21 protein-coding genes are annotated in these 21,725 nt (G+C 54.0%); 14 read left to right on the top strand and 7 right to left on the bottom strand.

Going from position 1 to position 21,725, the window contains the following annotated elements:
• Positions 1-4: 4 nt before the first annotated feature.
• From KZZ10_RS04380 to KZZ10_RS04370, 3 genes are all read right to left on the bottom strand, one after another.
• Positions 5-4,744, bottom strand: coding sequence for a glutamate synthase-related protein (locus KZZ10_RS04380; protein WP_259660286.1), 4,740 nt, complete (start codon positions 4,742-4,744; stop codon positions 5-7).
• Positions 4,745-4,912: 168 nt separating this feature from the next.
• Positions 4,913-5,602, bottom strand: coding sequence for a hypothetical protein (locus KZZ10_RS04375; RefSeq protein WP_259660285.1), 690 nt, complete (start codon positions 5,600-5,602; stop codon positions 4,913-4,915).
• Between the two features lie 25 nt (positions 5,603-5,627).
• Positions 5,628-6,575, bottom strand: coding sequence for an SdiA-regulated domain-containing protein (locus KZZ10_RS04370; protein WP_259660284.1), 948 nt, complete (start codon positions 6,573-6,575; stop codon positions 5,628-5,630).
• Positions 6,576-6,756: 181 nt separating this feature from the next.
• Between KZZ10_RS04370 and rpoH the strand changes: the two genes are divergently transcribed.
• Entirely contained in the window at positions 6,757-7,641 is an 885-nt protein-coding gene (gene rpoH, locus KZZ10_RS04365; protein WP_259660283.1) for an RNA polymerase sigma factor RpoH, read from the top strand.
• A 2-nt stretch (positions 7,642-7,643) separates the two neighbouring features.
• Here the strand turns inward: rpoH and KZZ10_RS04360 are convergent, their stop codons facing one another.
• On the bottom strand, positions 7,644-8,471 hold the full coding sequence (locus KZZ10_RS04360) for an NUDIX hydrolase (RefSeq protein ID WP_259660282.1): 828 nt from the start codon (positions 8,469-8,471) through the stop codon (positions 7,644-7,646).
• Between the two features lie 208 nt (positions 8,472-8,679).
• Here KZZ10_RS04360 and coxB point away from each other — a divergent pair, with 208 nt between their 5' ends.
• The 5 genes from coxB (at position 8,680) to KZZ10_RS04340 (ending at position 12,859) form a co-directional block, all read left to right on the top strand.
• Positions 8,680-9,837 (top strand): cytochrome c oxidase subunit II, encoded by a 1,158-nt coding sequence (gene coxB, locus KZZ10_RS04355; RefSeq protein WP_259660281.1) that lies wholly within the window; start codon positions 8,680-8,682, stop codon positions 9,835-9,837.
• A gap of 106 nt (positions 9,838-9,943) precedes the next feature.
• A complete protein-coding gene (gene ctaD, locus KZZ10_RS04350) occupies positions 9,944-11,581 on the top strand; it encodes a cytochrome c oxidase subunit I (RefSeq protein WP_259660280.1) in 1,638 nt (545 codons plus the stop codon).
• 10 nt (positions 11,582-11,591) lie between these two features.
• Positions 11,592-11,708, top strand: a complete 117-nt coding sequence (locus tag KZZ10_RS15490; RefSeq protein ID WP_446001714.1) for a cytochrome oxidase small assembly protein — start codon at positions 11,592-11,594, stop codon at positions 11,706-11,708.
• Positions 11,709-11,730: 22 nt separating this feature from the next.
• Entirely contained in the window at positions 11,731-11,955 is a 225-nt protein-coding gene (locus KZZ10_RS04345; protein WP_259660279.1) for a DUF2970 domain-containing protein, read from the top strand.
• A 28-nt stretch (positions 11,956-11,983) separates the two neighbouring features.
• Entirely contained in the window at positions 11,984-12,859 is an 876-nt protein-coding gene (locus tag KZZ10_RS04340) for a cytochrome c oxidase subunit 3 (RefSeq protein ID WP_259660278.1), read from the top strand.
• A 71-nt stretch (positions 12,860-12,930) separates the two neighbouring features.
• On the opposite strand, the gene KZZ10_RS04335 is transcribed toward KZZ10_RS04340, so the two are convergent.
• Positions 12,931-13,134, bottom strand: a complete 204-nt coding sequence (locus KZZ10_RS04335) for a twin transmembrane helix small protein (RefSeq protein ID WP_259660994.1) — start codon at positions 13,132-13,134, stop codon at positions 12,931-12,933.
• Between the two features lie 34 nt (positions 13,135-13,168).
• Here KZZ10_RS04335 and KZZ10_RS04330 point away from each other — a divergent pair, with 34 nt between their 5' ends.
• The 5 genes from KZZ10_RS04330 (at position 13,169) to KZZ10_RS04310 (ending at position 17,213) form a co-directional block, all read left to right on the top strand.
• A complete protein-coding gene (locus KZZ10_RS04330) occupies positions 13,169-13,966 on the top strand; it encodes an SURF1 family protein (protein ID WP_259660277.1) in 798 nt (265 codons plus the stop codon).
• Between the two features lie 5 nt (positions 13,967-13,971).
• Positions 13,972-14,616: an SCO family protein gene (locus tag KZZ10_RS04325; RefSeq protein ID WP_259660276.1), complete on the top strand. Its 645-nt coding sequence runs from the start codon at positions 13,972-13,974 to the stop codon at positions 14,614-14,616.
• 7 nt (positions 14,617-14,623) lie between these two features.
• Positions 14,624-15,676: a COX15/CtaA family protein gene (locus KZZ10_RS04320; protein ID WP_259660275.1), complete on the top strand. Its 1,053-nt coding sequence runs from the start codon at positions 14,624-14,626 to the stop codon at positions 15,674-15,676.
• A gap of 19 nt (positions 15,677-15,695) precedes the next feature.
• Positions 15,696-16,592 carry a heme o synthase gene (gene cyoE, locus KZZ10_RS04315; protein WP_259660274.1) on the top strand — a complete coding sequence of 299 codons (897 nt, stop codon included), beginning with the start codon at positions 15,696-15,698 and terminating at the stop codon, positions 16,590-16,592.
• 72 nt (positions 16,593-16,664) lie between these two features.
• The gene (locus KZZ10_RS04310) at positions 16,665-17,213 is read left to right on the top strand and encodes an SCO family protein (RefSeq protein WP_259660993.1); all 549 of its coding nucleotides are present in this window, start codon (positions 16,665-16,667) and stop codon (positions 17,211-17,213) included.
• 24 nt (positions 17,214-17,237) lie between these two features.
• On the opposite strand, the gene KZZ10_RS04305 is transcribed toward KZZ10_RS04310, so the two are convergent.
• Positions 17,238-18,023 carry an enoyl-CoA hydratase gene (locus tag KZZ10_RS04305; protein ID WP_259660273.1) on the bottom strand — a complete coding sequence of 262 codons (786 nt, stop codon included), beginning with the start codon at positions 18,021-18,023 and terminating at the stop codon, positions 17,238-17,240.
• 22 nt (positions 18,024-18,045) lie between these two features.
• Positions 18,046-18,264, bottom strand: coding sequence for a DUF3717 domain-containing protein (locus KZZ10_RS04300; protein ID WP_259660272.1), 219 nt, complete (start codon positions 18,262-18,264; stop codon positions 18,046-18,048).
• A gap of 144 nt (positions 18,265-18,408) precedes the next feature.
• Here KZZ10_RS04300 and KZZ10_RS04295 point away from each other — a divergent pair, with 144 nt between their 5' ends.
• From KZZ10_RS04295 to KZZ10_RS04285, 3 genes are read left to right on the top strand one after another with little or no spacing between them, the layout of a single operon-like run.
• The gene (locus KZZ10_RS04295; RefSeq protein WP_259660271.1) at positions 18,409-18,936 is read left to right on the top strand and encodes a PhaM family polyhydroxyalkanoate granule multifunctional regulatory protein; all 528 of its coding nucleotides are present in this window, start codon (positions 18,409-18,411) and stop codon (positions 18,934-18,936) included.
• 22 nt (positions 18,937-18,958) lie between these two features.
• Positions 18,959-20,329 carry a bifunctional UDP-N-acetylglucosamine diphosphorylase/glucosamine-1-phosphate N-acetyltransferase GlmU gene (gene glmU / locus KZZ10_RS04290; protein WP_259660270.1) on the top strand — a complete coding sequence of 457 codons (1,371 nt, stop codon included), beginning with the start codon at positions 18,959-18,961 and terminating at the stop codon, positions 20,327-20,329.
• Between the two features lie 2 nt (positions 20,330-20,331).
• A complete protein-coding gene (locus KZZ10_RS04285) occupies positions 20,332-21,720 on the top strand; it encodes an MFS transporter (protein WP_259660269.1) in 1,389 nt (462 codons plus the stop codon).
• The last annotated feature ends 5 nt before the right edge of the window (positions 21,721-21,725 follow it).

The raw sequence follows: 21,725 nt of genomic DNA, 5'->3' as shown, positions 1-21,725 counted from the left end.
TTCCTTAAGCAGCTTTAGGCTGGGGGTTAGCAGCGCGCCACATTTCACCGAGCGCGCGCTTGTAGTCGACAGGCATAACTTTGATAAATTTGGAACGAGCGCTTTCCCAATTGCTGACGAGATCACGCGCGCCGAAGCTGCCGGTGTAGCGGAAGTGGTTCTCGACCAAGCGTTTCAAGATGGTTTCATCGGTTTCCCGATCACCACCGCGGGTCATGCTGTGCCAGACATCAATGCCTTGAACTTTCTTTTGTTCGGCCGAGGCAAGAACGGGCTCGATTTCGACCATCGTCATATTGCAGCGTTCGGCGAAGGTTTTTTCTGGATCCCAAACGTAAGCCACGCCACCGGACATACCAGCGGCAAAGTTACGACCCGTTTGTCCCAGTACGACAACCGTCCCACCTGTCATGTACTCGCAGCCGTGGTCACCCGTGCCTTCGACGACTGCAGCGGCGCCGGAGTTTCGGACCGCAAAACGCTCGCCAGCCACGCCATTGAAATAGGCTTCACCGCCAGTCGCGCCGTACAGGACGGTGTTACCTATGATGATGTGCTCGGGACCAAAGCCGCGGAAGTCGTTGGGCGAGCGCACAATAATGCGACCACCCGATAAACCTTTACCGACGTAGTCATTACCTTCGCCCACTAGATCGAGCGTGATACCGCGCGCAAGGAAAGCGCCAAAACTTTGGCCTGCCGTGCCGTTGCACTGTATGTGGATGGTGTCATCAGGCAGGCCTTCGTCTCCATAACGCGAGGCGATGCGGCCAGACAACATCGCGCCGATGGTGCGGTTACGGTTGCGGACCGGAACGATGAAAGAGACCTTTTCGCCGCGCTCGATGGCAGCCTTGCTGCGTTCGATAAGTTCGTGATCGAGGGCCGCTTCGAGGCCATGATCCTGACCTTCGATCTGGCGACGTGGGCTGTCATTATTTGGCTGATAGAACACACGACTGAAATCTAAGCCGTGTGCTTTCCAGTGCTCGATGCTCGTGCGCGTATCGAGCAGGTCGACGCGACCCACTAGGTCATCAAAATTGCGAATGCCTAGTTGTGCCATGATTTCGCGAACCTCTTCTGCTACGAAGAAGAAGTAGTTCACGACATGCTCGGGTTTGCCTTGGAATTTTGCACGCAGCACGGGGTCTTGTGTGGCAACGCCGACGGGGCAGGTGTTCAGATGGCATTTGCGCATCATGATGCAGCCCTCGACGACGAGCGGAGCTGTGGCAAAGCCAAACTCATCGGCTCCCAGCAAGGCACCAATTGCAACGTCGCGCCCCGTCTTCATTTGCCCGTCTGCTTGAACGCGTATGCGGCTGCGCAACTTGTTAAGCATGAGTGTCTGTTGAGTCTCGGCGAGGCCAAGCTCCCAAGGTGTGCCGGCATGCTTGATGGAAGATACCGGCGAGGCACCCGTACCACCATCATGACCGGAAATCGTGACGTGATCCGCCTTCGCTTTGGCAACGCCAGCGGCGACCGTACCCACACCAACTTCCGACACGAGCTTGACCGAGATCGAGGCTTTGTCGTTGACGTTTTTGAGGTCATGAATCAGCTGTGCCAGATCTTCGATCGAGTAGATGTCGTGATGTGGTGGCGGCGAAATAAGGCCTACCCCAGGGACGGAGCAGCGCAACTTGGCGATGTATTCAGACACTTTGTGACCGGGGAGTTGACCGCCTTCGCCGGGCTTGGCACCTTGTGCCATCTTGATCTGAATTTGGTCCGCACTCGAGAGGTATTCAGCGCTGACACCAAAACGTCCGGACGCAACTTGCTTGATCTTCGAGCGCATCGAGTCGCCCGCCTGCAGTGGGACGTCTGCAGCGATACGATCTGCGCCGAGTTCGGACGCTAGCGTCGCGCCAGCGCCGATGCCACTTTTACCGGTACGCAGCTCATTGCGATAACGCAACTCGTCTTCTCCGCCCTCGCCGGTGTTGGACTTGCCACCGATACGGTTCATCGCAACAGCCAGCACAGAGTGTGCTTCAGTTGAAATGGAACCCAGCGACATTGCTCCCGTCGCGAAGCGCTTGACGATCTCTTTGGCGGGTTCCACTTCGTCGAGTGAAATCGCACGTGCGGGATCGACCTTGAACTCAAAGAGTCCACGCAAGGTCATGTGGCGACGGCTTTGGTCGTTGATGAGTTGCGCGTACTCTTTGTAAGTACGGTAATTGTTTGCGCGCGTCGCGTGTTGCAACTTTGCGATCGAGTCCGGCGTCCACATATGTTCTTCACCACGAACACGGAAGGCATATTCACCGCCTGCATCCAGTGCATTTGCCAAGACTGGGTCATTGCCGAACGCGGCCCGGTGTGTGCGCAGTGCTTCTTCCGCGACTTCGAAGATGCCAATGCCTTCAATCGTGCTGGCCGTGCCTGAAAAATACTTGTTGACCAACGTTGTACGCAAACCAACAGCCTCAAAGATTTGAGCGCCACAGTACGACATGTAGGTTGAGATGCCCATTTTGGACATCACTTTGTTCAAACCTTTACCGATCGCCTTGATGTAGTTTTTAATCGACTTTTCTGCATCTTTGCCCAGGGTCGCGAGGGTTTCCAGTGCAAGGTAGGGATGGATCGCTTCGGCACCGTAACCACCGAGCAGGGCGAAGTGGTGAACCTCGCGCGCTGAGCCTGTTTCAACAACAAGACCTGTGTTGGTGCGCAACCCTTCGCGAATAAGGTGCTGGTGAATTGCAGAGGTCGCCAGCAAGGCCGGAATCGCAACGTGTGCGTTATCAACGTTACGATCGGTCAGGATCAGTACGGTTGAGCCACTTTTTACGGCGTCGACTGCGCGTGCACACAACGCCGCAAGACGCGCTTCGATGCCATCAGCTCCCCATGCCGCGGGGTAACTGATATTGAGCTCCGAGCTGCGGAATTTGTCGCCCGTGACTTCGGAGATCGCGCGAATGCGCGCCATTTCTTTGAAGTCGAGAATGGGCTGTGTCACTTCGAGACGCAGCGGTGGGTTGACGTTGTTGATATCGAGCAGGTTTGGCTTGGGACCAATGAACGACACCAGCGACATCACCATTTGTTCACGGATCGGGTCGATTGGTGGGTTTGTTACCTGAGCAAACAACTGACGGAAGTAGTTGTAAAAGGGTTTGGCGCGGCTCGACAAGATGGCGAGCGGTGCGTCGTTACCCATAGAGCCAATGGCTTCCTCGCCTGATTCGGCCATTACCTCGAGAACAAATTTGTAATCTTCTTGTGTCCAGCCAAACGCTTGCTGACGATCAAGTAGTGACGCGGGTGCACCAATTGGCGCGTCTACTTTTGCTGGGGAGGGCAAGGAGTCTAGCTTGACGCGCAGGCGATCGATCCACTGACGGTAGGGTCGTGAGTTGGCGAGCTGCGCTTTGATCTCGGCGTCGTCGATGATGCGTCCTTGCTCAAGGTCGATCAAGAACATCTTGCCAGGCTGCAGACGCCATTTTTTGACGATGCGGTTCTCTGGGATTGGCAGTGTGCCTGCTTCAGACGCCATGATGACCATGTCGTCGTCGGTGATGAGGTAGCGGGCTGGGCGCAGACCGTTGCGGTCGAGCGTTGCGCCGATTTGACGCCCATCAGTAAAGGCGACGGCCGCTGGGCCGTCCCAAGGTTCCATCATCGCAGCGTGGTATTCGTAAAACGCGCGACGACTTGGGTCCATGTGCGTATGCTGTTCCCAGGCTTCTGGGATCATCATCATCATCGCGTGCGCGAGCGAGTAGCCAGACATGACCAGAAGTTCGAGACAGTTGTCGAACGTTGCTGTGTCGGATTGACCTTCGTATACGATTGGATAAAGTTTTTTCAGGTCGTCGCCCAGCACAGCGGACTGCATCATGCCTTCGCGTGCGCGCAACCAATTGAAGTTGCCTTTGACGGTGTTGATCTCGCCGTTGTGCGCAATCATGCGGTACGGGTGCGCGAGAGGCCAGGCGGGGAACGTGTTCGTCGAGAAGCGCTGATGCACGAGCGCAACGGCTGAGACGGTCAGGGGATCTGCTAGATCTTTGTAGTAACGACCGACCTGATCGGCTAGAAGCAAACCTTTGTAAACAACCGTGCGTACCGACGCAGAGGGTACGAAATACTCTTTTCCGTGCGCGAGGCCCATGGCTTGAATTGCGTGGCTTGCTGTTTTACGAATAACGTAGAGCTTGCGTTCGAGCGCGTCGGGCACCATCACGTCAGCGCCGCGACCAATAAATAGTTGGCGAATCACGGGCTCACAGGCGCGAACCGTGGGCGACATCGGCATGTCGGTGTCGACGGGGACATCACGCCAGCCAAGGACGACCTGGCCTTCTGCTCGGACAGAGCGCTCTAGCTCTTGTTCACACGCCAAACGGGAAGCGATTTCTTTTGGCAGAAACACCATGGCCACACCGTATTCACCAGGAGCGGGCAGAGTGATGTTTTGTTTAGCTAGATCCTGCCGATAGAACGCGTCGGGAATCTGAATTAGGATGCCTGCGCCGTCGCCCATCAACTTATCCGCGCCCACCGCGCCTCGGTGGTCAAGGTTTTCAAGAATCTTTAGGCCTTGTTCGACGATGGCGTGCGTCTTGTTACCTTTGATATGCGCGACAAATCCAACGCCGCAGGCGTCATGCTCATTTGTCGGCGAGTACAAGCCCTGTGCAACCGGCAATCCTGCGTGAGAGGTCACGGGTTGCTGCGCAGGTTTTGCGGGATGGAAATTCAAAGGAAAGGTCGACATAAGAAACTCCGGTGGCTTGTGCCATGTTGCAGTGCGAGGGCGAAACAATACGCCTGCTTTTGCGGCAGTGCAAGAACATTATTTGGGGTGCGTCCCTAAATAATGTTGGACCAACGTAGATCTGTATTAATTGGGGACGCACCATAGATGCCAGCATGGCAGCGGTGTCTATATGCGCTTTTTGGGCCGCCCGCGTCTTTCGGGGCTTACGCGGCGATTGGCCAGCTTGCTCAATTCGCTCAGGAAGGCGTCATCGCCAAGCCCCCATTGACCAAGCAAACGACTTTGCAGCTGAGCTTCTTGCGAGGGCGCGTTACCTTCGTGCAAGAGCCGACGATAGACGGCCTGCCGATCAAAAGGGGTGTTGCCGCAAGCCCAATAGTCAGCGTGTGGCTGCAGACCAACGGAGCTTGCCCCAAGGCTGCCAGTGTGTGCGCCAGCTGAGGACCAACGCCAGGTTTCGGACTCGGTGACAAGACCCTCACGAACAGGTTGGCGTTCGAGCCAAATAAGACAAGGCAAGAGCCAGACGTGCGGTTGTGGAATCGTCGAGTGAAAGCGACCGTCAAACACACTGCCGGCTTGGAGCCGACTGGCAAGCTGACGTCCGACCTGCTGTATCGCCCGAGCAAGGCTGGTCGAATTACCTGGTGTCGCGAGCAGTGTCAGCCCGCTGTGGGTCACAACCCACCCGTGTAGCAACGTGTCGGTCTCAGCGAGAGCTAGCCTAAGCCAGCGTGCAATATCTGGGAACAGAGTCTCTAAGGCTTGTCGAAAACTAGCGTCGGCTTTTTGGACGAAGTTAGCTTGGGCAAGCTGAGCAAAGCCATCCGCATACAGTCGGGGCAACCTAGCCATTGTTTTTGGGATCAAAGCCCCGGCTTCAGGGCTTTCTTAGCTTATAAAAAAGATTGGGCTCGCTCACGATGTAAATATTGCCATCGTCGTCTGTGGCGATCCCTTCAGGGCGAGGTAAAGGCTTACTGCCTTTTGTAGAAAGTGACAGCATCCCTTTTCCATCACCGCTGTCCCCGTCGAGCTGCACAATCAGTTGTGACTCCTCGCTCAAGAGGAAGACGCGTCCTGTGGTTGGATCGACCTCCACCGAGGACAGATCGGTCGCGAACGGTACGTCGTTGAGCCAGTGGCTAATGTTTTCAATGCGGAGTCCTCTGGAATCTGCTGCTTGCAAATTACTCAAGCCGCTGATCCGGTAAAGCGCTCGGGGGCTGTGTTCTTTTGATAAATATAAGCGGTCACGCTTGAGGTCGTAACCGAGACCGTTAAACCCATAGTTTGTGTCCTCACCCTCGGTGAATCGCAGCACCAAAGCAAAAGAACGCGTGACGTCGAGCACCTGAGGAGTGGGTGGTATTTCCGCGATGACAACCCGATTCCGGCGCCCGTTTACCAAGGCGAGCTTATTTCCGCCTAGCCAAGCGACCCCGTCTATGTCAGACATCCCTTTAACCGGGTAGGTTGCTAAAACTTGGCCATCCGTTGAGAGCGCAATTAGAGCGGTGGGTTTGTTGACCACAGTCCACAGCCGCTTTTGCAGAGGATCGTAGGTTAGCCCAGAGAACTTGCCCCCAGCTTGTGTGTCGATTACTTTGGGGTCGGATGGCCCGGCGTATCCAGTCAACGTATTGCCACCCGATTCGGCAATTTTTTTCTCCCAGGCAGCCTGTTTGGCCGCTAGGCCAGAAATCCAACGGTAGGCCACTTGTTCGGCATGGTAGTACCGCACGCCGATGTAGGTAGCCCAGCCTACGCCGATGACGAGTAGGCAAGCCAGTAGGATCTTTGAAAGAAATTTGACTAAATCGGACATACCCAAATCCAGGATTGGACGTTGTGGCTGAGGTATGAGACAGCCTTGCGCCCAGAGCATAGCGAGATTAACACCCCCGCAAGAATTGCGGAACTTTTGCGAAAATCCACCGTCTTATTAGCACTCGCCAGCACAGAGTGCTAAAATGGCACCCAATGCTCCGAGGTCAGGAGATGCTTTGATGACAACGAGTTCTACCGCTTTGACACTGCAACCCTCACAACTTGCCATGGCCATCTCGAATCCCGGCGCGCTGGGAACGATTGATGCCTACATCTCGACAGTCAACCGATTGCCGATGCTTTCGGCCGAGCAGGAAAATCTGCTTGCGCGTCGTTTGCGCGACGATGCGGATATCGCGGCTGCGCGCGAGTTGGTGCTGTCGCATCTGCGCTTGGTGGTCTCGGTGGCACGGCAGTATCTCGGCTACGGCTTGCCCCACGCGGATCTCATTCAAGAAGGCAACGTTGGTCTGATGAAGGCGGTTAAACGCTTTGATCCAGAGCGCGGCGTCCGGCTCGTATCCTTTGCTGTCCATTGGATCAAGGCTGAAATCCACGAATACATCGTTCGTAACTGGCGCATGGTCAAGGTTGCCACCACAAAGGCGCAGCGTAAGCTTTTCTTTAACTTGCGCAGCATGCGCCCCGATGGGCAAACCCTTGATCCTCATCAAGTAGACGAAATCGCAGCAAATTTAAACGTACGACGTGAAGATGTCCGCGAGATGGAAGTGCGGCTGTCTGGTCGAGAAATTTCGCTCGAAAATCAGAACGATGACGACGATGCCTATGCACCGATCGCGTATCTGTCGGACAACGGTCGTGCTGACCCCACTCAGGTGCTGGCTCGCCGCGACGAAGACGTCATGCACGGTTCTGGTTTGGACAAAGCGCTTGAGCAACTCGATGAGCGCTCGCAGCGTATCGTCCGGGCGCGATGGTTGCAAGACGACGGTGGTGCGACCTTGCACGAATTGGCAGCTGAATTTGGCGTATCTGCCGAGCGCATTCGTCAAATTGAAGTGGCCGCAATGAAAAAAATGCGGGTGGCGCTAAGCGCTTAGCTCTAAGTCGCGCGGCGCCACAGGTCCTCTGTCAAAACGATCGAGGCCTCTAGGGTAAAGTCTCCTGCCTGCAGCATTTCATAAATCGTTGCAGGCGTGAAACAATCAATCTCCATCACCTCACCATCCCGATTTTTCGGTATCGTGCCATTTGTGAGCACACACTCACAAGTCAAAACTTCCTCGCATTGGTAGCCCTCCGGAATTTGACGCTGCATCCGAGCGATCTTACGCAGAGGGGTGCGAGACTGAATGTCGATCGGGTCGAGTCCAGCCTCTTCGTCTGATTCGCGCTCGAGGGCGAGCTCTGCCGGTTCGCCGGCGCTTACCAAGCCACCAACCAAGGTATCCCACATCCCAGGATCTGTGGCTTTCGTCAGGGAGCGCCGCGCGACCCAAAGTCTGCCGTCTTCTGACCAACCGCTCAGATGAACGGCTTGCGTAATGAGACCGAGTGGACGCATGACTCCGCGTTCAATGACAGCAATCGGTCCGCCCCCCGCCACATCGGGTAGCACGTCCAGTAGTTCATTACGCCAGCCAGGCGTCTTACCCGCCTGCCGCAACGTATGGGCGATCGTGGCGAGTAAAGCGTTAAGTGCTAAACCAGGTGTTTGGTCAGCACCAAAATCGGCGCGTGTCGCCGTTAAGGAGACCCCCGGAATTTTCGCAAGGGCCTCAACGGCAGGTGGGAACAGCGCACCGCAAGGTTGTCCGGCAATAAACAGAGGCAGTGACCCAGAATGGGGTGGCTGCGTGCTCCTAAGCACTAACGATTGAAGAAGTTTTTCGAGGTTCGCTTTTGGAGGAAAACTGGTGGGCTGTTGCATCGAGATCTGTTGTCAAGTGGGGTCATCCGATTGTAGTGCAGCAACATAGGCGGGCGTCCGCTATAATCTCCTCCGTTTCCATACGATACGCGGGCTTGTAAGTGCATAGCGTTGGCGTGCCTCAAGCCCTCTAATAATTCTTGTGCGGTATCTGTTTCGGTCGATTCTTGGCCTAAGACAGAGAAGCGCGATGTGTTTCGAGGTAAGCATGAAGAAGTTGAGAGGGTTGCTGGGCGCCTGTGCCATGTTTTGGATTGGTACCGTCACTGCACAAGTTAAAGACATGCCGGGCGGTCCGCGTGTCAATCAGCTCAATCTCCCCGAGGGAGTCAACCAAATAGCCCGTGATGTCGTCTGGCTACACTGGTTTATGCTCATTGTTTGCCTTGTGATTTTTGTCGCTGTTTTCGGCGTCATGTTTTATTCGATTTGGGCGCACCGCAAGTCAAAGGGTTACAAGCCAGCGACTTTCCACGAGCATATGGGCGTTGAAGTAGCCTGGACTGTCGTGCCTTTTTTGATTGTTATCGCAATGGCTTTGCCGGCAACACGCACCGTCGTGGCCATGAAAGACACGAGCGGCGCAGACCTGACTGTTAAAGTCACAGGCTATCAGTGGAAGTGGGGCTACGAGTACATCGACGGACCCGCGACTGGCGTGAAAATCCTTTCGAATCTGGCCACGCCACGCGCACAGATTGAAGGCCGTGAGCCCAAAAGCCCGACGTATTTGATGGAAGTGGATAATCCACTAGTCGTGCCGGTAGGTAAAAAGGTTAGGGTCGCGGTCACTGCAGCCGATGTGATCCACTCATGGATGGTTCCAGACCTTGCGGTCAAACAAGACGCGATCCCAGGTTTTGTTCGTAACACATGGTTCCGTGCTGACAAAATTGGTGAGTACCGCGGGCAATGTACCGAGCTCTGCGGTAAAGACCATGCATTTATGCCCATCGTTGTTAAGGTCGTTTCTGAGGCGGATTACGCTAAGTGGGCCGATGAGCAGAAAAAGCTGCTGGCAGCACAAGCGGATGATCCTAATAAAGAATGGACTGGCCCTGAGTTGATTGCGCGCGGAGAGAAAGTCTACGCCGCGAATTGTGTGGCCTGCCACCAGGGTAGCGGTAAAGGTGTGATGGGCGCATTCCCCGCGCTGGACGCTAGCAAAATTGTGATGGGCCCCAAGGCGGACAACATTCAGATTTTGCTCAAGGGTAAGGCAGGCACTGCCATGCAGTCGTACGCCGCACAGTTAAACGATGTTGAAATTGCCGCCGTAATCACATACACACGCGCGTCTTGGACCAATGCAGGAAAGGGTCAGGATCCCGTGGTGGCACCGGCGGATATTAAGGCAGCACGATAGTTAATTTGGGATGATGCGGCCGCATATTGTTGCGGCTGTTCGTAAAGATGCGCTGATCACTAACTAGAGCGTTTGGTGACAGCTTAAAGCGGGATAGGAGTCCAACATGAGTAGCGTTCCAGCAGATCACGTAGCAGGTCACGGCCACGGGGATAGTCATGGCCATGGTCATGACCACGCACACGACCACGATCATCACGGCCCATCCTTGCATGGCTGGCGACGCTGGTTGTTCGCAACCAACCACAAAGATATCGGAACGATGTACCTGATTTTCTCGTTCACGATGCTCATGGTCGGGGGCGTTTTAGCGCTGTTGTTGCGCACCGAGCTTTTTCAGCCGGGCCTACAGTTTTTCCGCCCTGAGCTGTTTAACCAGTTCACGACAATGCACGGGCTAATTATGGTGTTCGGCGCCATCATGCCAGCCTTCGTTGGGTTTGCGAACTGGATGATCCCCTTGCAGATCGGCGCCTCCGATATGGCGTTCGCGCGGATGAACAACTTCAGTTTCTGGCTCTTGCCGGTTGCTGGTGTTTTGCTGACAAGTTCGTTTTTTGTACCAGGCGGTGCAACCGCTGCAGGCTGGACGCTTTATGCGCCATTGACTGCACAAATGGGTCCGGGAATGGATCTGACTATTTTCGCTGTGCACATCATGGGTGCTTCGTCGATTATGGGTGCGATCAACATCGTTGTGACCATCTTGAACATGCGCGCACCTGGCATGACTTTGATGAAGATGCCCCTGTTCTGTTGGACATGGCTCATCACAGCGTACTTGTTGATTGCTGTGATGCCTGTGCTGGCCGCTGCAATCACAATGGTCTTGACCGACCGCCACTTCGGCACCGGCTTCTTTAACGCCGCTGTTGGTGGTGACCCTGTGCTGTACCAGCATATTTTCTGGTTCTTCGGTCACCCCGAGGTCTACATTATGATTTTGCCGGCGTTTGGAATTGTGTCGGCAATCATCCCAGCCTTTGCGCGTAAACAGTTGTTCGGCTACGCCTCGATGGTTTATGCGACAGCATCGATCGCGATCTTGTCGTTTATCGTTTGGGCGCACCACATGTTTGCAACTGGCATGCCGGTTACCGCCCAGCTTTACTTCATGTATGCAACTATGTTGATCTCCATCCCTACGGGGGTGAAAGTGTTTAACTGGGTTGCTACGATGTGGCGTGGCTCCATGACCTTTGAAACCCCGATGTTGTTCTCGGTTGGTTTTATTTTCGTGTTCACGATTGGCGGATTTACTGGGCTGATCTTGTCCATGGCCCCAATCGACATCCAGGTCCACGACACGTATTACGTGGTTGCCCACTTTCATTACGTGTTGGTTGCTGGCTCGCTGTTTGGATTGTTTGCTGGTACATATTACTGGCTGCCCAAGTGGTCTGGCTACATGTATGACGAGCGCTTGGGTAAGTGGCACTTTTGGATGAGTATGATTTCGTTCAACATCACATTCTTCCCAATGCACTTCATGGGCCTGGCTGGAATGCCGCGTCGCTATGCAGACTATGCCGCCCAGTTCACAGACTTCCATCAGATCGCAACAATTGGCGCATTCTGGTTTGGTTTGTCGCAGCTCTTGTTCTTGTATATCGTGTTGAAATCCTACGCGGGTAAGGGCGAGCGGGCCCCGGCCAAGCCGTGGGAAGGCGCTGAAGGTTTAGAGTGGACGGTACCTTCGCCTGCGCCATTCCATACTTTCGAAACACCCCCTGAGGTTAAGTAAGGCGATGGGGATGACACCAGAGCAACGTAAGAAAAACAAGCGCGCAGGGTTGATATTTCTAGTGCTCGTGCTTGCGTTGTTCGGGTGGACGATAGGACGTCAGTTTTACACGCACTTTTTTGCTTGAACATAACGGACAAAGAGAAGTTATGAGCGAAGACCTCAAGCAGTTAGCTCAGCGCAAGCTGAACTTCTTTCAGACGCTCAAGGCTGTCGCCTGGGCAATGTTTGGGGTCAGGAAGGGAGCTGGTTATCAAGAAGACATTGCAAAACTGAATCCCGTCCATCTTGTGATCGCTGGCTTGCTGTTTGGAGTACTGTTTGTAACCAGCCTGTTGACAATCGTTGGCTGGGTATTGGCCAGTTTTAAATAATTTAACTATTTGTAGCATGGAGAACACTATGAGTGCACCCCACTCTGCCCACGTTAAAGAGGCACCATATTATTACGTGCCCCCAGACTCTGCCCATCCTGTGCGCGCGAGCGTCTGTCTTTTGATCGGGATGCTTGGAGCCTCTGCATGGGTCAACGGTATTGGCTCCGCTAAGTGGGCAGTGTTGGCCGGCTTGCTCGGTTTGTTTGTTGTGCTCTACCAATGGTTCGGCGATGCGATTCATGAGTCTGAGATTGGCCTGAACAGTAAGCGCATCGATGTCTCCTATCGCTGGAGCATGAGCTGGTTCATTTTCTCAGAGGTGATGTTCTTTGCTGCGTTCTTTGGCGCGCTTTGGTACACACGGACCGTCACCTTGCCTTGGCTCGGCGATTTGGATCACAAGCAGTTATTGTGGCCAGACTTCAATGCTGTGTGGCCTAACCTGGGTCCAGCTGGTGTTGTCGAGTCCTTTCAAACAATGGGGCCGTTCTGGTTGCCCACCATCAATACCGCGCTGTTGTTGAGCTCGGGCGTGACCCTGACGATTTCGCACCACGCCTTACGTGAAAATCATCGGAGCAAAGCGAGCTTTTGGTTGTTTGCGACAATCGTACTCGGCTTCATCTTCGTAGTTTGTCAAGGCTATGAGTATTACCATGCCTATACAGACTTGAACTTAAAGTTCAACTCTGGCGCCTTCGGCTCGTTGTTTTTTATGTTGACAGGCTTCCACGGCTTTCATGTGCTCTTGGGCGCAACGATGCTGACAGTGATTTGGATCCGCCTGTTGAAAGGCCATTTCACTGCAGATAATCACTTCGGTTTCGAAGGGGCTGCGTGGTACTGGCACTTTGTGGACGTTGTGTGGCTGGGGCTGTACATATTTGTATATTGGTTTTAAGTCGTCAGCTTGAGCATCGTTCATAAAAGAGGCCGGCCTTGCTGGCCTCTTTTTTATTTTGAGCACTCTTCTTAACGTTGGAAGCCTGTTGTTTCTATCCAGCCCATCCAGTGCGAAAAAAGCAGGAATAGAAACAACGCAACCGAAATCCCGATGCGCAATGTGAGCGCGTTGACGGTCTTGTTTGAAGTTCCTTTGTCTCGCATCAAATAAAACAATGCCGAGCCAAGGCTGCCGAGAATTCCAATGAACGCAATAATCACGAAGATACGCATTAAATCCTCCAGATAAAAAGGAATTATCGCAGACATGCAACACCCAGCGTCCAATAAGCTCACTGTGCTTGCGTTACTGCTGCTCGGGATCGTTGTGCTTGTCTGTGCCTCACTTGGGAGGTGGCAGTTAAGTCGTGCCGACGAGCGGCGGGCGATCAGCGCAGAAATTGAGCGAGGCCGTTTGGCAGCGCCACTGCTGATGCGTCCCGACATGACGATCGAGTCGGTTCAACCTTGGCGTGCAGCTTCGGCCTCTGGGCATTGGGCGGCGCAGTTTAGCGTCATGGTGGACAACCGAAATTTGGATGGGCGCCCAGGACTGTGGCTCGCGACCCCCCTGATACTTGAGGATGGGGTCGCTGTCTTAGTCTTGCGTGGCTGGATACCCCGTCCGATCGGGACGGAGCAAGCGCCTAAAATAGCAACGCAGTTGAGTATGCACACTGTTGAGGGCGAAATGTCCTTGCGCGTGCCGAGGTTGTTTGAGTTGTGGACAAGCAAAAAGGGAGAGGACAGCGGTTTGCCTTCGACATGGAAGGGTATTGCTGCAGGCGAATCTGGCTGGGTGGATACTTCTAGCTTAGTACGGGTGCAAAATCTTGACCTGGGCTCCTTAGCGGAACGGACGGGATTAAAATTTTTGCCTGTGGTGTTGCTACAAAACAGCCCAGCGCAGGAAGGCCTCTCGCGTAATTGGCCCAAGCCCTCGTTGGATGCGGATAAGAATGTGGGTTATGCGACGCAATGGTTTGGCTTTGCGGCGATTGCGGCGATTGCGTTCTGTGCGGTGTTGTGGCGTTTTGTACGTCGTAGACGCCGACAAATTGAATAAGTGGGATGTTTGTGAATACCTCTGTTGATCCGAAAGCTTTACCAATCACCAAGCGGCGTAGCCGTGGTACGTTGATTATCATTTTTCTGATGAGTCTTGCCCCTTTGCTTGCGGCGCTACTGGTTTATTTCAACCCAAGCTTGCGTCCTGAAGGCAGTGTGAGTTACGGCACGCTGATCGAGCCACAGCGGCCTATCCCGAGTGCAACAGCGTTGCCTGCGACTACGCTGGACGGTAAGCCGTTTGACCTGACTTCGCTTAAAGGCAAATGGCTGTTGCTAGCTGCAGATGACGCAGCGTGCCCTGAATCGTGTGCACGTAAGCTTTTCATTTTGCGCAACTCGCATGCGAGCCAGGGCAAGCATGTTGAGCGGTTGATGCGCGTTTGGTTCATTACTGATGATCAACCTGTTCCAGAGAAGGTGCTCGAAGCATACAAAGGGACGGTGATGGTGCGCATCAAGCCAGAGGTATTAAAGCAATTTTTGTTACCGCAGGTTTCAATGGTAGATGCGCCCGAAGCGCTTCGCAAACCGATGTGGATTATTGATCCCTTGGGTAACTTGATCTTGCAGTATCCGCCGGAGGCAGATCCCGAGAAGTTTCGTAATGAGTTACGTAAGTTGCTTGCGAACTCAAGGATTGGGTAGTCGCGCAATGACTGAGCTCGTTACAAAGAATATTTCTGGGCAGGAATCTGCGCGTGCGCGCTACCGGCGCCTCGTCTTTTTGACATGGTTTTTGACGCTTGACCTGATTATGTTTGGCGCTTTTGTGCGCCTGACGGATTCTGGTCTAGGCTGCCCAGATTGGCCCGGCTGTTACGGCAGTGTCACGCCAATTGGTGCGCTGGATTCCATCCGTGAGGCCGCTAAGGCAATGCCTGACGGTCCAGTCACTTTACCTAAAGCCTGGATCGAAATGATTCATCGCTATGTTGGAGCATTGCTTGGTTTTCTGATCATTTTGATTGTCGCGCTCGGATGGCGACATCGCACTGTGCTTGGGTACTCGCCTAAGCTTGCGATCGCGACCTTGATTGCGGTTTGCATACAGGGTGCGTTTGGTGCGTGGACAGTGACGCATCAGCTGATGCCGGCGGTTGTTACCGCACATTTGTTTGGGGGCATGACGTTACTAGGTATGATCACATGGCTAGCCGCGCGCGAACGCGGTTACGTCAGCCCGGCATTGGTAACGCTAAAGGGTCGCAGTTGGGCGATTGTGGGCTTATTGCTATTGGCCGTGCAGATCGTACTAGGTGGTTGGGTCAGTACAAATTATGCCGCCTTAGCCTGCATGGATTTTCCAACGTGCCATGGCAGTTGGCTCCCTGAGATGGATATGCGTAATGGTTTCTCGGTGGTCCGAGGACTCGGTGAAATGCCAAGCGGTGAAATGATCTCGCAGACGGCCTTAACCGCAATTCACTGGGTACATCGCAATTTTGCGTTCCTAGTGTTTGCCGTGCTCGGCACCTTAGCTTGGCGCTTGCTTGCTGATCCTGCGACGCGAGGTCCAGCGCGGCTGGTTTTAGTTCTTCTCGGTGCGCAACTCTTTACGGGACTGACCACGATCTTCTTTCAGTGGCCCCTTTTGATTGCTGTCCTCCACAATGGCGGCGCAGCTGGGCTCGTTCTTGCTACGGTAACGATCGTTTATCGGCTTTCTGTCCGATCCGGTCTGGGACAACCAGTACAATCACGGTAGTCCCTTTAAAACAAAGCCCATGTCCAGCACCACTGCCTCGTCCCCTAGCCTCTTGCGCCAATATTTGGTGCTTACGAAGCCACGCGTCACGCAATTGGCGGTATTTTGTGCCGTGATCGGCATGTTTTTGGCGACGCCGGTTTTACCTGACATGCAAAAAGTGATCGCCGGCACAATCGGGATCTGGTTGCTTGCCGCGGCCGCCTTCGCTGTGAACTGTCTGATCGAGCAGCGTATCGACGCGCGCATGTTGCGCACGGCTCGTCGTGCAACGGCCACGGGTACGATATCGCCCATACAGGTGGTTATTTTCTCTGGCGTGTTGGGTGGTCTTGGGATGTTCATTCTGTATCGTTGGGTGAATTCGCTCACGATGTGGCTAACCTTCGCGACGTTTGTGGGTTATGCGGTGATTTACACCATGATCCTGAAACCTCGCACGCCACAAAATATTGTGATTGGCGGATTGTCTGGTGCGATGCCGCCTGCTCTTGGCTGGGCCGCTGTGGCAGACTCAGTCCCAGCAGAGGCGTGGCTACTGGTGCTAATCATCTTTATCTGGACCCCCCCACATTTTTGGGCGCTTGCCTTGTACCGTAGCCATGACTACGCCAATGCGGGCTTGCCTATGCTGCCAGTCACCCATGGCCAGCAATTCACACGCTTGCATATTCTGCTCTACAGCGTCGCACTGGTCGCAACGACGGTGTTGCCGTATATCGTAGCGATGAGTGGTTGGCTTTACCTGCTGTCTGCTCTGATACTTGGTGCTTTGTTTGTCTGGTACGCGTGGAAGTTATACCGTGTCTATAGTGACGAACTTGCACGCAAGTTGTTTCGGTTTTCGATTCTCTATTTGTCGCTTTTATTCGCTGCTTTATTAGTCGATCACTGGTTGATCGTCGTGGGAAGTTGATTGAAGCAATTGCCCATTCGTTGTGATTCAGTCTCTAGCCGACGTGCTCTACTTGCTGTTGGCTTGATCGGAATGATGACCGGATTGCTTGGTTGCAGCGATCCTGCTCCGGCAAAGCTAAAGGGCAGCGATATTTCTGGGACGAAAATAGGACGTGGCTGGGCGCTTACGGGAATGGATGGAAAGCCCTACACTTCGGCCGACTTTGCTGGCAAGGTTCAGCTTGTGTTTTTTGGTTTTACGCAGTGCCCTGACATCTGTCCGTCGTCATTGGCCGAGCTCTCCGAGGTAATGCGCCAACTAGGCGATCAGGCAAGTAAAGTTCAAGTGTTATTGATTACGGTGGACCCTGAGCGGGATACCCCGGAAGTATTGCGTGCGTATGTTTCTGGGTTTAGCCCAAAGTTTTTGGGATTAACGGGCACGCCAGCTGAAATCAAACAGGTCGCAGCATCGTTTAAGGCGTATTACGCCAAAGCGCCTGCTGCGAAGGGCAGCTACACCATGGACCACAGCTCTTCGTTCTATCTGCTTGATCCAAAAGGTGAGGCGCGTGTCCTCGTAAGCAATACGGCTGGTGTGGCTGCATTAGTTCACGATATTCAGCTGTTACTCAAATAGCTTAGCTGTCGCACGCAGAGCCACTTAGCTGCGCCAACGTGGCGACCGCTTATCCAAAAAAGCATTAATCCCTTCAAGGCTATCTTCGAGAAACATATTGTGGGTCATCGCTTTGCCCGCAACTGTGTATGCATCCGATCTAGCAAGCTCTGCTTGTTGATAGAAGGTTTTTTTCCCTAACGCTAAAACTTCTGTGCTTTTTTCGGAAATGACGTGGGTTAAACGTTGAATATGAACTTCAATTTCTTCGGCTGGAACGGCCGTATTAATGAGGCCCCACTCCGCAGCGGTTTGGGCTGAAATGGATTGCCCAGTCAACAGCATTTCGAGTGCGTGTTTGGTTTGAACTGCGCGTGAGACAGCGACAGCAGGTGTTGAGCAAAACAAACCGATATTGACGCCTGGCAATGAAAAGCGCGTCTCTGTCGTGGCGATCGCTAAGTCGCAGGTTGCGACTAATTGACAACCTGCTGCGGAGGCGACCCCGTGAACTTGCGCAATGATGGGTTTTGGGCAGGCGAGCATGTCCTGCATTAAGGCACTGCACTGCCCAAAGAGTGCGCTGAGCCATGGCTCGTTTCGGTTCGCATTCATTTCTTTGAGGTCGTGCCCTGCACAAAAGCCCTTGCCTGCTCCCTTTAAGACAACGACCTTTATGGATGCGTCGGAGCTGATCTCGAGAATGTGCGTGCGTAACGCAGAGATCATATCTAGGGACAGGGGGTTGTATTGCGCTCCTCGATTTAGCGTCAGATGCGCCGCAGCACCAAAATCATTTCTTAAAACGTATGGTGTTGTAGCGGTATTCATAAACGCTCCGTCGCAAGGGCAGCTAACGTTGGACAAACCATTCTTTGAGAGCAGCTTGGGCCTTCTCTGACATCTCGGCAACCGACATTTGCGCTCGCCTCTCGATAATCATGAGAGCATAAGGCGTCGCCAGACTAGAGGCTTGCGCGCACAGCCGCAGCTCTTCGCCAACGGAGGGACTGCGTTGGCGCCAAAAGTTGATGGCGGCTTCTAATTCGGGCAGAGTAATAGTGTCTTGCATAACCGTATTGTCCCAGAATATCGCGCCGAGTTTGGCGACTAAGATCAATTTGACCGACCTTTTTGATTTACCAAGCGCCCTGTTGCTGAGGTGGCGTATACGAGTAATATCTAGGGGTTATCCCTTTTCAGGTTTGGGCGTGTCATGACTGCATCATCTTCCAACCCTTTTGTCTTGCCAGGACTGGGCCAAACTGGCGATATGGCCAATAACCCACTTTTCGCTAGCATGGAGATGATGCGTAAGGCGTTTGCAGGTCTGGCTGGTCCTGCCGGGATGGGTGCAGGCGTTGGAATAGCGCCCTCGATGAACCCTGAAGAGTTAGAACGCAAAATCGCAGAGCTTAAGTCCGTAGAAAATTGGTTGAAGCTTAATTTGTCGATGCTGAGCAGCACGATTCAAGGGATGGAAGTACAGCTCGCAACGATCGTAACCTTGAAGTCTTTTGTTGCGGCGGCGACGCCGGCCGCACAGGAGGCGACAGCTACTGCATCCAGTGAGGTTCCAGCGGCGGCACAAGCTTGGTGGAACATGTTGACGCAACAGTTCAGTCAGGTTGCTGCGGCCACTGCTGCCAGCATGGGCAGCGTGAAAGAAACGGCCACCACAGACAAAAAAGCGACGGCAACGAAAAAAGCAACGAAGCGTCCCGCACGTAAAACATCGACTTAAAAACTTATTACTACATCACACTATGCTTAACATCGTGATTCTTGCCGCAGGACAAGGCAAGCGCATGCAGTCTAATTTACCGAAAGTGTTGCACCCGATTGCGGGCCGTCCGATGTTGACGCATGTGCTGGACAGTGCACGCGCCTTAGAGGCACAGTGCATCGCTGTCGTGGTTGGACATGGTGCCGAGCAGGTGAAGCTTGCGTACGCCACGCAGCCAGACCTGCAGTTTGCATTGCAGCAGCCGCAGTTAGGAACGGGGCATGCGGTATTGCAAGCAGTACCCCTATTACAAGAGACTGATGCGGACGATGTCACCATTATCTTGTATGGGGATGTTCCTCTTGTTCAGCCTGATACGCTGCGCGCATTGATGCTGGCGCGTGCCAACGGGGTGGCGATTCTCACCGAGATTCTGCCGGATGCGACAGGCTATGGGCGTATCGTACGCAACGCTAAAGGCAGTGTGACTGCGATTGTTGAGCATAAAGATGCGACGCCTGAGCAGCGTGCAATTCAGGAGGTCAACACAGGGATCATGGCTGTACCAACAAGGCAACTAAAGACCTGGCTCGCCAAGCTCACGAACAATAATGCGCAGGGCGAGTATTACCTAACCGATATTGTTGGGATGGCAGTTGCAGAAGGGGTCTCTGTCAATGTGGCACATCCTAGCGCTGGTTTCGAAACGCTTGGCGTAAACAGTCGCTTGCAGCAAGCGGAACTCGAGCGGCTTTGGCAGCGCGAGCTTGCGCGTCGGCAGCTCGAGGCGGGTGTCACGATCGTTGATCCGTCTCGTTTTGATTTGCGTGGTGAGTTGCAGTGTGGCCAGGATGTCTTCATTGATGTAGGTTGTGTGTTTGAAGGGCGAGTGGTGCTTGCCGACGGCGTGCGAATCGGGGCACATTGTGTTTTGCGCAACGTCACGCTCGGTCGCGCGACGCAGGTTGAACCGTTTAGTCATCTTGATCAAGCGCAGGTCGGTGCCGAGGCGCATATTGGCCCCTATGCACGGCTGCGTCCCGGTGCCAAGTTGGCGGATGCGACACACGTTGGTAATTTCGTTGAGATTAAAAACACCTCGCTTGGTAAAGGTAGCAAGGCGAATCATCTGGCCTATGTAGGAGACGCCGACGTCGGGGAGCGGGTCAATATTGGCGCTGGCACCATTACTTGTAATTATGATGGTGTGAATAAGCATCGAACGATCATTGAAGATGATGCGTTTATTGGTTCAGATACCCAGTTGGTTGCGCCAGTGCGGGTAGGTAAGGGTGCCACGCTTGGTGCGGGCACAACGCTTACCCGCGATGCGCCTGCAGGGCAGTTGACTGTATCCCGTCCCAAGCAAACGACGATTGAGGGCTGGAAGCGGCCAGTTAAGAAAGCCTAGGAATGACAGAAGAAAAAGCTCCACGCGCACCAGACGTGCATGAAGGTTTACCGACGGCGCGACGTAGAAAAGCAGCGCTGGCTCTTGCCGCAGGCTTAATGCTTGCCGTGCTCGATGCCACGATGACGAACGTGGCACTTCCTTCAATTGCGCAAGACCTTAATGCTTCTGATGCCGCGGTTGTTTGGGTTGTGAACGCCTACACCCTGACGGTCGCAATGACCTTGTTGCCCATGTCAGCGATTGGGGAGCGCATCGGGTTTAAGCGATTGTTTTATTACGGGTTGTGGACCTTCATCCTTGCCTCGGTGTGCAGCGCATTGGCGCCAACCATGCCCGTGCTGTTGGGCGCGCGTATTTTTCAAGGGCTTGGTGGTTCTGCCATCATGTGTTTGTTCGGTGCCTTGGTGCGTAATATCTATCCCCCGCATTTGATTGGGCGAGGGATTGGGCTGAATGCGATGACCGTCGCGGTGTCGTCGGTGATTGGTCCATCGATTGGGGCTTTCATCTTGTCGTTCACGACCTGGGAATGGATATTTCTGTTTAATTTGCCGATGGGTATTCTCACCATGCTCGGGGTGCGCTATCTGCCTGACGTACCTCCGATCACCGCATCGTATGATTGGTTTGCAGCTGCGCTGAGTATGACAACGATTGCACTGTTGATTCTTGGAATCGACGCGCTCTCTAAAAATTTTTGGCTAGCGCTATTGCTATTAGTGTCCGCCTTTGTGATTGGTTGGGTCTTGGTACGACGCTCTGCGCAGCAGACGGCACCGCTCGTACCGGTTGATCTGTTCAGAATCCCCGCCATGCGATTTGCGTTAGCGGCTTCGGCGAGCACCTTTTGTGCGCAGATGGCTACGATGGTTTCGTTACCCTTCTATTTGCAGGTGACACTGAACCGCCCTCAACTGGCAGTGGGTGCGCTTATGGCAGGTTGGCCTGTCGGCGCCGCGTTGATCGCCTCGATCGCAGGCCCATTGTCAGATCGTTTTCCTGTGGCCATACTAAGCGGCTTGGGCGCTGCAGCGATGGCGCTAGGCTTGGGCTTGGTTGTGGTGATGCCCACGAGCGCGTCGGATGCCTGGCTGTTTGCAGCGATGGTTATTGCGGGAATTGGATTTGGATTTTTTCAAACACCGAACAATCGGGTCATGCTGGGCTCTGCCCCGCGGAATCGCGCCGGCGCTGTTGGTGGATTGCAGGCCACGACGCGGGTGTTCAGTCAAACATTTGGTGCGGCGATTGTTGCGCTTGTATTCAGTTTTGGCTTTAGCGGCGGTCCGATGCTTGGCCTGTGTGTTGCGATTGGCTTCTCATTAATAGCGGTCGGTGTGAACACAGTACGATATTTTCAGGCGCCCCGTTCACGGGCGGACGGCTAGCCTAG

It is taken from the genome of Zwartia hollandica (genome assembly GCF_019923725.1).
GTDB lineage: Bacteria > Pseudomonadota > Gammaproteobacteria > Burkholderiales > Burkholderiaceae_B > Zwartia > Zwartia hollandica.
Note: the sequence above shows the minus strand (reverse complement) of the source record. Positions and strands in the feature narration are given on the sequence as shown.